Below are 13,144 nucleotides of genomic sequence, written 5' to 3'. Positions count from 1 at the left end.
CAAATACATCGCCATAGGGTTAGTGATTCTATTTTTAGTTACCAGTTTACTGAGCTAAAAATCAGCTTCCCTTTTTAGAGAAACACTTTTTTGAGTTATTAATCAGCAAATCAGATTTTTTTTGAGGGTTGATTTTAACAAAAAAAGTGTTTTTTAGTAATAATCCAATCCGGCAAAAACAATTGCTGCGGCAAATATTTTTTATCTTTGCCAAAAAATAAAATACCCATGGACTTTATATATCAGGATCCTTATCCAATTTTAAAAGACGATACCCAATACCGCAAAATCACTTCTGATTACGTAAAAATTGAAAAACTAGGCGATAGAGAAATCCTGACCGTTGACCCAAAAGGTTTGGAATTGCTTTCTCAAGAAGCGATGAAAGACGTTTCTTTTATGTTGCGAACATCGCATCTTGAAAAATTAAGAGCTATTCTGGACGATCCTGAAGCAACGGATAACGATCGTTTTGTTGCTTATAATTTATTACAAAATGCCGCCGTAGCTGTTGAAGGTGAATTACCTTCCTGCCAGGATACCGGAACAGCGATTGTAATGGCTAAAAAAGGGGAAAATGTATATACAGGTGTCGATGATGCTGAATGGCTTTCTAAAGGGATTTTTAACACCTATCAGGAAAGAAACCTTCGTTATTCACAGATTGTACCTATCAGCATGTTTGAAGAAAAGAATTCAGGTTCTAATCTTCCGGCACAGATTGATATTTATTCGAAAAAAGGAGCTTCTTATGAGTTCTTGTTTTTAGCAAAAGGTGGCGGTTCAGCAAACAAAACGTATTTGTACCAACAAACAAAATCCTTGTTGAATGAGAAATCAATGGATGCCTTTATTCGTGCAAAAATCATGGATTTAGGAACTTCGGCTTGTCCACCGTATCACCTGGCTTTTGTTATCGGAGGAACTTCTGCCGAAGCCAATTTAGCAGCCGTTAAAAAAGCATCTGCAGGATATTTTGACCATTTACCTACAACCGGAAATATGTCTGGTCAGGCTTTCCGTGATTTAGAATGGGAAAAAAGAGTACAGCAAATTTGCCAGGAAAGTGCCATTGGAGCACAATTTGGAGGAAAATATTTCACGCATGATGTTCGTGTCATCCGTTTGCCGCGTCACGCCGCTTCTTGCCCGGTAGGATTAGGCGTTTCCTGTTCTGCGGACAGAAACATCAAAGGTAAAATTACCAAAGACGGAATTTTCGTTGAGCAATTGGAAGTAAACCCAAAACGTTTGTTACCTGCAACGCCACCACATTTGGAACCAGCAGTGGAGATTGATTTGAACCAACCGATGGCTGATATTCTTAAAAAATTATCGCAATACCCTATCAAAACACGTTTGAAATTAAACGGAACCTTAATTGTAGCCCGTGATATTGCACATGCTAAAATCAAAGAATTATTAGATGTCGGTAAACCAATGCCGGAATATTTTAAGAATCACCCGGTATATTACGCTGGACCGGCTAAAACTCCGGACGGAATGCCATCGGGAAGTTTTGGACCAACAACTGCCGGACGTATGGACGTGTATGTAGAAGAATTTCAGAAAAACGGCGGAAGTATGGTAATGCTTGCCAAAGGAAACAGAACTAAAGACGTGATGAATTCTTGTAAAACCTACGGTGGATTCTATTTAGGTTCTATCGGAGGACCAGCGGCGATTTTGGCTCAGGATAATATTTTGAAAGTAGAAGTAGTTGATTTTGAAGAATTAGGTATGGAAGCAGTTCGTAAAATCACTGTAAAAGATTTTCCTGCATTTATTATTACTGATGATAAAGGAAACGATTTCTTTGAGAATTTGTAGAAATTAACCGCAAAGACGCAAAGTTTTTCGCTAAGCTCACAAAGAATATTTTACCGCAAATTCGCAAATTATTTCAAAGTTTTTGAGATTTAAAATTTGCGAATTTGCGGTTAATTTTTTTTAATCGATTATCATTTCTGGAATTTCGCCTTCGATAATTAAATTTGCTTCGGTAGCAGCGACAATGTAGGCTACAGAAACTCCCGGAGCTCTTTCGAGCAATTTAATTCCTTTGGGAGTGATTTCCATAACGGCTAACTCAGTTACTATTTTTTTAACGCAACCCACTCCTGTTAATGGCAAAGTACATTTTTTGAGAATTTTGCTTTCTCCTGCTTTATTGACGTGCATCATCGCTACAATTATATTTTCGGCTGAAGCGACTAAATCCATTGCACCGCCCATTCCTTTGACCATTTTACCGGGAATTTTCCAGTTGGCGATATCACCATTTTCGGCAACTTCCATTGCCCCTAAAATAGTTAAATCAACATGCTGTCCCCGAATCATTCCGAAACTCATAGCCGAATCAAAGAAGCTCGCTCCGGGAAGTGTTGTTATAGTTTGTTTACCGGCATTAATTAAATCAGCGTCTTCTTCTCCTTCAAAAGGAAATGGACCCATGCCTAAAACGCCATTTTCGCTTTGAATTTCGACGTTTATCCCTTCAGGTATATAATTTGCCACAAGCGTAGGAATTCCTATCCCTAAATTGACGTAAAAACCGTCTTTAAGTTCCTGAGCAATTCGTTTTGCGATATCTTCTTTTGTTAAAGCCATAATTTTTTATCCTTTAAGTTTTTTGAACCATTAAGAGAATTAAGAATCATTAAGTTTTTATATTATACTTATTCGTAAAAATGATTATTCGATAAATTAGGTTCGCTATAATAAATTATCTCTTGCTCTTCAAGTTCGATAAGTTTTTGTCTTATTGGCGTGTAATCAACTTTTGCTGGAATTTCAATTACAAAATATCCTTCATTAAATTTTTCAGATTCACAACCAAAATCATTGAAAACTTCCCGTAAATCATTTGCTGGAATTTCTTTGTTTACAACAACAACTTGTATTGTTGAATTTCCCGAATGTTCAATAGTTTTTCTATAAACCAATCTTTCTTCGTCTTGGTCATATTCTGCAAACACTATATCGTCACAAGATACAGAAGCATAAAAGGGAATGTTGGATAATTTGTACAGTCCTTTTTCTGCATTAATTGTTTCAGCCCACATTGTTTCTACTGTCCATTCATCTAATACATTACTAAAGAATTTAAACAGTATTTTTACATCTTGGTTATCCATTTTGTTTTCTAAACATTTATTTTCTTTCTCGAACTGAACACTAAAAAACTGACCACTGAATACTATTTTCTCTCTCGAACTGTTCTCTTCTCAATTCGTTTCTCATAATTTTTCCCTTGAAAAATACGTTGTACCATTATTCCGGGGATATGTATTTGGTTTGGATCTAAAGTTCCGGCTTCGACCAGTTCTTCGACTTCAGCAATGGTAATTTTAGCAGCTCCCGCCATGGCTGGATTAAAGTTTCGGGCTGTTCCTTTGAAAATGAGATTACCTGCTGTGTCGCCTTTCCATGCTTTAACAATGGCAAAATCAGCCTGGAAAGCCAATTCCATCACGTGCATTTTACCGTTAAATTCGCGGGTTTCTTTACCTATGGCAACTTCGGTTCCATAACCTGCCGGTGTAAAAAAAGCAGGTATTCCTGCCTGAGCTGCCCGGCAACGTTCCGCCAGCGTCCCTTGTGGAATAAGTTCGACTTCTAATTCGCCTGTAAGCATCTGACGTTCAAATTCGGCATTTTCACCTACATAAGAAGAAATCATTTTTTTGATTTGTTTTTTTTGCAAAAGCAATCCTAAACCAAAATCATCTACTCCGGCATTGTTAGAAATACAAGTGAGGTTTTTGATTTCTTTTTGTACCAATTCGGCAATCGAATTTTCAGGAATACCGCATAATCCAAAACCGCCCAACATAATGGTAGCATCATCCTGAATATCCTGTAATGCTTCCTGAACGGAATTTACTTTTTTATTAATCATAACAAATAGATTTCTTTAGACCTTTAAAAATAAGGCTTTATTTTCGAAAGAAAAAACAATATTACAATTCGATGAAAAACAAAAAAACCTCCCAATTGGGAGGCTCTTGTTAGTTTTATTAAAATTCGAACTCATCTGTAGACTGAATCGAATCTTTAGCAATAGAATCATTTACTTTTCGAGGCTGATAACAATCTACTTTTATAGAAAGATTTGCCGGGCGGTCAAATGGATTTTTAGAAACTTTAAGATCCGGATCCTGATAACATAATTTCATAAAATATCCCCAAACCGGTAATGCCGCTGTAGCACCCTGACCGTAAGTAATACTTTTAAAACGTGCCGAACGATCTTCGCAACCTACCCATACACCAGTAACTAAGTTAGGAACCATCCCCATAAACCATCCATCAGACTGGTTTTGTGTAGTACCTGTTTTACCGGCAATAGGATTGGTAAAAGCATAAGGATAACCTGTCCATCTGTTATCTCCATTTCCTCCGTAGGTAGATCTTAATCTATTACCCGAACCTCCTTCTACTACTCCTTCCAGCAATTTAACAACTGCAAAAGCAATGTCTTTATTTAAAACATCATGAGATTCCGGAATAGGTTCATAAATAACAACTCCGCTTTTATCTTCGATTCTGGATAAAAATTGTGGTTTGTTATAAACTCCCTGATTAGCAAATGTACTGTAAGCGGCTACCATTTCTTCAACTGTAATATCTACAGCACCAAGTGCAATAGAGGGTTGTGCCGGAATACTGGTTTTAACACCTAATTTATGGGTTAGTTTAATAACGGCTTCTGGTCCTACTTTGTCAATCAATTTAGCTGAAACAGTATTAATCGAATTGGCCAGTGCTTTTTTCAAAGTTACCATTCCCATGTAAGAATTGTTAGAGTTTCTAGGAGTCCAGGTTGCTGTAACGTGATGACGTCCTACAGGTATTGTAAAGGGTGCATCAATAATAGAATCACAAGGTGACATATTCAACTGTTCTATAGCAGTCGCATATACAAATGGTTTAAAAGTAGAACCTACCTGTCTTGCTCCTTGTGCTACGTGATCATATTGGAAATATTTATAATCAATTCCGCCTACCCAGGCTTTTATGTTACCCGTTTGGGGCTCCATTGCCATCAATCCCGCCTGTAAAAAGTGTTTGTAATAACGAATAGAATCTAACGGAGTCATAATCGTATCTCTCTCTCCTTTCCACGTAAAAACAGTCATTTTTGTTTTCTTACTGAAAGACTCAATAATTTCATCTTCTGTTTTATCCATTGATTTCATAACATACCAACGGTTAGATGCCTTCATTGCCTGATTTAATATACGGTTAGTTTCTTTGTCGGAAATATTAACAAAAGGCGCATTTTTATTGTTTTTCTGATCAATAAAAAATTGTTCCTGCAAATTAGCCATGTGTGCTTTTACAGCTTCTTCTGCATGGGCTTGCATTCTGGAATCAATGGTGGTATATATTTTTAATCCGTCTTTATAGATATCATAATCCGAACCATCTGCTTTTTTATTAGTTTCGGCCCATTTTTTCATATAATCACGCAAATATTCTCTAAAATAGGTTGCGGTACCTTCTCTGTGGCTTTCTAATTTAAAATGCAGTGTAATAGGCAAAGCCTGTAATCTTTGCTTTTCAGATTCAGAAATCATATTCGCTTTTTCCATTTGCGCAAGCACCACATTTCTTCTGTTTTTTACACCTACAGGATTTCTTACCGGATTATATAATCCTGAATTCTTGAACATTCCCACTAAAATTGCCGATTCATCTACCGTTAATTCCTTTGGGGTTTTTGAAAAATAAGTATGTGCTGCTGAACTTACTCCCACAGCATAATTCCCAAAATCATATACATTGCAATACATGGCAAGAATCTCATTCTTAGTATATTGTCTCTCTAAACGGATAGCAATAATCCACTCTTTTGCTTTTTGAACAATACGAAAAGGTAAAAATTTAGAACCTTCGCCGTGGAACAACTGCTTGGCTAATTGCTGGGTTAATGTACTCGCTCCACCATTAGTCCCTAACGTAAAAATAGCTCTCAAAGTACCACGTCCATCAATCCCTGAATGCTCATAAAAACGCTCGTCTTCTGTTGCTACTAATGCGTCTACAAGATTTTTAGGCAAATCAGAATATTTTAATTGCGAACGATTGGTTTGGAAATATTTTCCAATGACCACTCCATCCGATGAGATAATTTCGGTAGCCAGATTAGAATCCGGATTTTCTAAATCTTCAAATGAAGGCATAGAACCAAAAAGTCCCCAGGAAGCAAACAGGAAAAAAAGAACAATGGCTCCCATTCCATACATAAAAAGCTTCCAGAATTTTTTATTGTAATACTTAAAGTCGTGAGTTGTAGTATTTGTTTTTTTAGTTGCCATAACTATTTTATTCTTTTTTTTCAATTCGTAAACCTACTTCAGTAATTCCTTCTAATTGGGTAACTCCGGGTACTTTTCCCCCTTCTCTTACCGCTTGTTTAATATTAAGTTTGTATTTTCCTCTGAACTTTACATTTTCTTTAAAATACAGTTTACTTTCTTTTATATCCGTAAATCCATTGCCTAACAGCGTACCATCCGGAGCAGCCATTTGATATTCTAAGGTATCAACTTTAGTATAACCATTGGGTTTTTCTAACGTTACAATCAGGAAAAGATTGTTAAACGGATAATTATTATTGTCTCTGATATTTATAAAAAGATCATATTGTTTTGTGGAATCTAATTCGGGTAAATTAAAAGAAACGATGCTGTCTTTGTGCCAGGCGCTTCCCACGGATTTGTATTCATCAAAAACTCTTTTTTCATCACATGAAAGAAAAAGCAGGCTAACTAAAAGTAGTAAAACGCTATTTTTTAGTTTCATTTTTTTTAATAATTATAGGTTTTCTTGGCCCTTTTGGTTTCTTCTCCGAAGGTTGTTTTTGTGCCTGTGGAGTTGCTGCCGCATTGTTAGTATTATTGCCTTGTTTATTTCCTGATCGTTTAGGATTATTGGGTGCAGCTGCGTTATTTTCAACTGCTTTTTTAGGCTTTTTATTGTTTCTTTTGCTCTTTTTAGGCTGATCAAAACGGGTTAAACTCTCCTGACCCATGGCGTTATTAAAGTCTTTTTCAACTTCTTGAGTCACTTCAATAGCAAAATCTTCTAATGCAGAAACCTTCTTTTTTAACTTATTTTCGGCAATAATTTCTTTAACCTTATCAATTTTTAAAACATGCCAGTTAGCAAAATTGTTCGTATAAGCAAACCACATTAGGCCTTTAAAAATGTCTTGTTTTTGACAAATAGCATCTCCTTTTTCGGTAACTAATTTAGTTTCAAATTCCGGAAAGCCTTTTAAAGCATCCATGTAAGTGTCTAATTCATAGTTCAGACAACACTTTAATTTACCACATTGTCCGGCTAATTTTTGAGGATTTAAAGACAATTGCTGGTAACGTGCCGCCGATGTATTCACACTTCTAAAATCAGTTAACCAGGTAGAACAACATAATTCTCTTCCACATGAACCAATACCTCCCAAGCGGGCTGCTTCCTGACGGAAACCTACTTGTTTCATCTCGACTCTGGTACTGAATTCTTTAGCAAAATCTTTTATTAATAATCGGAAATCAACACGATCATTAGCGGTGTAATAGAATGTAGCTTTCGATCCGTCACCCTGAAATTCAATATCTGAAATTTTCATTTCTAATTTATGCTGAATTGCCAATTCTCTGGCGCGCACTTTCATTGGTTCTTCTCTGTTTCTGGCTGCTGACCAGATATCAATATCTTTTTGAGAAGCTTTACGATACACTTTTGGAACTTCATTGCTGTTAGGATCTACTCCTTTTTTCTTCATCTGGATACGAACTAATTCGCCAGTTAAAGTAACAATTCCTATATCATGTCCGGGAGAAGCCACTGTTGCTACAATGTCTCCCATACTTAAAGTTAATTTTTCGGTATTGCGATAAAACTCTTTTCGTCCGTTCTTAAAACGAACTTCAACACAATCAAAAGGAGCTTCACCACCCGGTAAACTCATATTAGAAAGCCAATCGAAAACCGTTAATTTGTTGCAGCTATCGGTGCCGCAAGTCCCATTATTTTTACAACCCTTAGGTGCGCCACCATCAGAAGTTGAACAACTTGCACATGCCATAATTTTATATGTAGTGTTGTGACTGGCACAACTTAAGTTCTTAAAACGTTTAATCTGTAAAGATAGTATTTTTTAATCTTAAGTTACAAGGACTGAAAATGCTAAAACATCATAAAATTTTAATAAAGAAATGGTTTTGGTCACTTTAATTTTTTTATTTCTTTATCAAAATCAGAAATTATTACTTGCGTTTTATTAAAAATTTCATAAGCCGCTATTGCTTTTTTATCTGCTTGTATTTTAGAAATTTTTCCTTTTCCATTCAGAATTTTATAATCATTAAAGTTTAAAAATTTATTCACACTTTCAGCCAATTGACTCATTGTAAAAGTTTGTTCTCGTTCTATTAATCCTTCTATGTAATCAAAATAACCCGTTACTGTTCGCTCTAATTGTTTAATTTCTTTTTCTTCTAAATAATTTTTGGCAACAATAACATCTGATTTTAAAACTCTGCCATTGGGACTATTTTTCCAGGTGGTTAATCCCATATTCTCTTTTTTAGCATCGGCAGTTTCGTAGATTATTTCAGCAGCCGTTTTAGCTGTTATAGCAAAATGGAATTTATTTTGAACTGTGGCGTAAAAATTTTTAGTGATTTCAGAATTGCTGTCGTAATCAATACAACATTCGGCAAAAACATCCGTTACTTGCTGATAAATCCTTCTTTCGCTCGCTCGAATGGAACGAACTCTTTGCAGTAATTCTTTAAAATAATCTTTACCAAAAATAGCCTGACCTTGTTTTAAACGATTGTCATCTAAAACAAAACCTTTTATAATATATTCTCTTAAAGTTTGAGTGGCCCAAATCCTGAATTGTGTAGCCTTTGCAGAATTGACTCTGTATCCAACAGAAATTATGGCGTCGAGATTATAAAATTTGGTTGGATAAATTTTACCATCATCGGCAGTATGTTCCAAAATGGAACTAACTGAATTTTCTTGTAGTTCACCAGAATGAAAAATATTACCTAAATGTTTGGTTATAGCTGGTCTTTGCACCCCAAATAATTCTGCTATACTTTTTTGAGTTAGCCACACCGATTCATCTTGCAACAAAACATCAACACGTATTTCGCCACTTGGTGCTGTATAAAGTATAAACTTTTTTAAATCATCCTCCATAATCTTTTGGTAATGTGTTCTAACAAATGTAACTATTGTAGACTAAAAAAACCTATTCTGTTGCACACAAAATAGGTTTTTTAAAACTGTTTTTTAGAAATTAATTAGTCTAAAATCTTATATAATTTATCAGATAATCTAACTCTGAACGGAACTGAAAAAGTTAATTTATCACCCGGTTTTGCCTGAGTTCCTTCATAACCATTGACAAACATTTTGTCTAAAACCAATTCCTGATTTCCGGTTGTAGGTCCTGAGATTAGGATTTTGTCTCCCAAATTCAATTCTTGATTTTCAATAGTAAAAAGTCCTACCTGTGCTTTCACATAATAATGCTCCGCTTTACCAACTAAGGTCTTTTTTACTTTTATTTTTTGACGAATATCATTTGTTTTTACGGCTGTTGCCAAAGCTGTATCAGAGAGTTCTCCCGAATGTTTGAATTTCAAACTTTCTGATTTTCCTTTTCTGAAAACTTTGTTACCTACTTGTTTTCCTTTTCGTAATTTCAATTGTTCTTCCCAGGGCAAATGTGTGATTTCCTGACATTCTGTAGAACAACAATTTTCCATAGCAGCCTTGCAATCATCACATTGGATAAACAATAAATGACAACCATCATTCGCACAATTAGTATGATTATCACAAGGTTTTCCACACTGATGGCATTGCGAAACAATATCATCGGTGATTCTTTCGCCCAGACGATTATCAAAAACAAAGTTTTTTCCAATGAATTTACTTTCTAAACCTTCTTCTTCGATTTGCTTGGCATAATTGATGATTCCGCCTTCTAACTGGAACACATTTTTGAATCCCTGGTGTTTAAAATAAGCACTGGCTTTCTCACAACGAATTCCTCCGGTACAATACATTACCAGATTTTTATCGTCTTTGTGACCTTGAAGTTGCTCGTTAATTATGGGTAAACTTTCTCTAAAAGTTTCTACATCAGGAGTAATAGCGCCTTTAAAATGCCCCACTTCACTTTCGTAATGATTTCTAAAATCCACTACAATCGTGTTAGGATCATCCAGAATTTCATTGAATTCCTTAGCTTTTAAGTGTACGCCTTTATTGGTTACATCAAAAGTGTCATCGTTCAGTCCGTCAGCCACAATCTTGTGACGTACTTTGATTGTTAATTTTAAAAAAGCGTGATCGTCTTGTTCTACGGCAACATTCAAACGAATGCCTTTCATGAAATCATAGACTTCCAGAGTTTCTCTAAAAGCTTCAAAATTTTCGGCAGGAACGTTCATCTGAGCGTTAATACCTTCGTGAGCAACGTAAATTCGACCCAGTGCATCCAGTGCGTTCCAGGCTAGAAATAAATCATCGCGAAATTTTTTAGGATCTTCAATTTTGGCATACGCATAAAAAGACAACGTAAGACGTTGTTTACCTGCTTGATCAATCAATTCAGCTCTTTCTTCTGCGCTTAAGGTGTTGTACAGTTGCATGCTATAAACGGTTTAAGTGAGAATATTTTTTGCAAAAGTATAAAAAATAACTCAAAAAAAGCCAAAATTGTCATTCCGAGGAACGAAGGAATCTCATTTGCAAAGTCAAGCACTATAACGGTTAGTGAGATTGCTTCGTTCCTCGCAATGACTTTTCAATTCAAACTCGCCTTAAACATTCGCAATTCCTCCCAACTGTATTTTTCTCCCAATTGTTCTTTCATTGGAGTAAGCGATTCTTCTTTATAATGTTTAAAAGCTTCTGCTAATTCATCCATTTTATCCTGCGGTAAGACTTCGCTAATCGAAATTCTTTTGGCCTGAATTAATTTAACCAAATGGCTTTGAATGGTTGTTACGGTTAATTTTCGAATATCGGCAATATCCTCTATTGAATTTTTGGCTATCCACAAGTCAAAAGTTTCTTCAACAGTAGATTTTTTCGGTTCCTTTTGGTCTTTTTTCTTCGAATTGTAGCGATTCACATCTGCTTCATCTTCAATCAAAGTCACATTGACTTCTTTAAATTGATTTTGAATGGCTTCTTTTTTTCTCGAAAGGTATTTTTTTATCTCGTCTGAAGTGAGTTTTTCTTTCGAAATGGCCTCGTTTGCAATAACGGTTTCTATTAACAATTTGGCTTTCATCAATCGCAAAACAGCTTTTGATTGCAACTCTTCCAATTCCGACAATTCTTCAAAATACGCTTTGGCCTTCTTCTGACGTATGATTTCTTCTATTTTCCACAAAATCTCAAAAACCAAATCATCCATAGGTTTGAAAAAATAATCAAAAGCAGCCTGAATTCGTGCTGAAACATGTATTAAATCGACTGTTTCATTGGCAAATATTTTGTTCAGTTGCAGAATGAATTTTTTGGATGGCTCCAAAAGCGATTCGATATTTTCCAATTGTTTTGCTGCCCAGAGTGCATTTTTAGATTTGGCCGAATTTTCTGTTTTATCCGAATAACTGAATTTATGATTGCGCCATTCCTGAGCCAAATCATACCAATCAAAGCTGTTAATCAAATAATTATGGATAAAATTCTTGGTTTCAAAATGCAGCGAATTCTTCAAAACTTCTTCCGAAGCTTTATTTTGTGCATAATCCATCACATCCTGATCATTTGAAATTCCATTCATTCGCAACGGAGAAAGCAAAACCAAGCCTTCTAACGAACGCAAACGCGACAAAGCCACATAAGCTTGTCCCGGCATAAAAACCTGCGAAACATCAATTGCTGCTTTATCAAAAGTCAATCCCTGGCTTTTATGCACGGTAATTGCCCAGGCTAGTTTAATGGGATAATGCACAAAAGTTCCTAAAACTTCCTCTTCTACTTCCTTAGTCAAAGGATCGACTTTGTAACGAATGTTTTGCCATTCGTAGCGTTCCACTTCTATGGTTTTGTGTTCTTCCGGAAAATGAACCAGGATTTCCTGACTCGATAGTGATTTGATAATTCCCATTTTACCATTGAAATAGTTTTTTTCGAAAGCCAAATCGTTTTTCACAAACATAATTTGGGCTCCCACTTTCAATTGCAAATTATGTTCCACAGGATAAATTTTCTCTGGAAAATCGCCTGTAATTTCTGGTTTATAAGTAATCAATTCTCCTTTTAAATCTTCCAGAGCTTGTGCATTCATCGCATCAGCTTTGGCATTATGAGTCGTTAAAGTGATGTAACCTTTATTGGCTTTCAAATCAAAATCAGGTTTTACATATTGATTCAAAACCTGAACATCTTCGGGAGTAATTTGGTTATTCCTCAAATTATTTAAAACCGAAATAAAATTACTATCCGTCTGGCGGAAAATTTTAGATAATTCAATATACAAAGGTGGACTTTGCTGAATAACATGCGAATGAAAAAAGAATTTCCCTTTGTAATAGTTGCGCAAAGTGCGCCATTCCTCATCCCGAATTACGGGCGGCAACTGCAATAAATCGCCAATAAAAAGTACTTGAACACCACCAAAAGGAGCGGATTTTTTCCTCACGGTTTGCATCATATAATCCATCGCATCCAGCAAATCGGCACGAAGCATACTCACTTCGTCAATAACCAGCAATTCCATATTTCGAATCACTGCTTTTTTCAAGCCATTCATTTTAAAATGCCTGCGTAAACTTTCCTTATTTTCAAACTTCACCGTTTCCGAAAATTGCGATTCGGCAGTATGCGAAGGAATAAAACCGCTAAACGGCAATTGGAACATAGAATGAATTGTTACTCCGCCGGCATTTAAAGCGGCAATTCCTGTAGGCGCCACCACCACAGTATTTTTATGAGTAGTCTCAATAATTTCCCGAAGCAAAGTAGTCTTTCCTGTACCTGCTTTTCCCGTCAAAAAAACCGACCGTTGGGTTTGATTGATGAACTGTAAGGTATATTGAGCGGCTTCGGATAAGGTCTGCATCAGTTAATTTAGGATAAGATTTTTCTTTAAATT

Annotated in this window: 10 protein-coding genes; 1 reads left to right on the top strand and 9 read right to left on the bottom strand. The window is 35.8% G+C overall.

All coding sequences use genetic code 11. The annotated features are described in order from the left end of the window. Positions 1-228 precede the first annotated feature (228 nt). Positions 229-1,830 (top strand): fumarate hydratase, encoded by a 1,602-nt coding sequence (locus BUB89_RS05045; protein WP_073242583.1) that lies wholly within the window; start codon positions 229-231, stop codon positions 1,828-1,830. A 120-nt stretch (positions 1,831-1,950) separates the two neighbouring features. On the opposite strand, the gene BUB89_RS05040 is transcribed toward BUB89_RS05045, so the two are convergent. The 9 genes from BUB89_RS05040 to BUB89_RS05000 all read right to left on the bottom strand — a co-directional run bounded on the left by BUB89_RS05040 (position 1,951) and on the right by BUB89_RS05000 (position 13,111). Then, complete coding sequence (locus BUB89_RS05040) at positions 1,951-2,610, bottom strand: CoA transferase subunit B (protein WP_073242581.1); 660 nt, start codon at positions 2,608-2,610, stop codon at positions 1,951-1,953. A 68-nt stretch (positions 2,611-2,678) separates the two neighbouring features. After that, complete coding sequence (locus tag BUB89_RS05035; RefSeq protein WP_073242579.1) at positions 2,679-3,137, bottom strand: DUF4265 domain-containing protein; 459 nt, start codon at positions 3,135-3,137, stop codon at positions 2,679-2,681. 62 nt (positions 3,138-3,199) lie between these two features. Next, positions 3,200-3,901 (bottom strand): CoA transferase subunit A, encoded by a 702-nt coding sequence (locus tag BUB89_RS05030; protein WP_073242577.1) that lies wholly within the window; start codon positions 3,899-3,901, stop codon positions 3,200-3,202. A gap of 118 nt (positions 3,902-4,019) precedes the next feature. Beyond that, on the bottom strand, positions 4,020-6,323 hold the full coding sequence (locus BUB89_RS05025; protein ID WP_073243021.1) for a penicillin-binding protein 1A: 2,304 nt from the start codon (positions 6,321-6,323) through the stop codon (positions 4,020-4,022). Positions 6,324-6,330: 7 nt separating this feature from the next. Next, the gene (locus BUB89_RS05020; protein WP_073242575.1) at positions 6,331-6,810 is read right to left on the bottom strand and encodes a gliding motility lipoprotein GldH; all 480 of its coding nucleotides are present in this window, start codon (positions 6,808-6,810) and stop codon (positions 6,331-6,333) included. Then, positions 6,794-8,095, bottom strand: a complete 1,302-nt coding sequence (locus BUB89_RS05015) for a PSP1 domain-containing protein (protein WP_073242573.1) — start codon at positions 8,093-8,095, stop codon at positions 6,794-6,796. The genes BUB89_RS05020 and BUB89_RS05015 overlap by 17 nt, the downstream gene beginning before the upstream one ends. Before the next feature lie 140 nt (positions 8,096-8,235). Then, on the bottom strand, positions 8,236-9,222 hold the full coding sequence (locus tag BUB89_RS05010; RefSeq protein ID WP_073242571.1) for a virulence RhuM family protein: 987 nt from the start codon (positions 9,220-9,222) through the stop codon (positions 8,236-8,238). Positions 9,223-9,326: 104 nt separating this feature from the next. Next, positions 9,327-10,685, bottom strand: a complete 1,359-nt coding sequence (gene trhO / locus BUB89_RS05005) for an oxygen-dependent tRNA uridine(34) hydroxylase TrhO (RefSeq protein ID WP_073242569.1) — start codon at positions 10,683-10,685, stop codon at positions 9,327-9,329. A gap of 155 nt (positions 10,686-10,840) precedes the next feature. Further along, entirely contained in the window at positions 10,841-13,111 is a 2,271-nt protein-coding gene (locus tag BUB89_RS05000; protein WP_073242567.1) for a helix-turn-helix domain-containing protein, read from the bottom strand. Positions 13,112-13,144: the final 33 nt, after the last annotated feature.

This window comes from Flavobacterium flevense (assembly GCF_900142775.1).
GTDB lineage: Bacteria > Bacteroidota > Bacteroidia > Flavobacteriales > Flavobacteriaceae > Flavobacterium > Flavobacterium flevense.
This window is presented reverse-complemented; position numbering and strand designations above follow the sequence as displayed.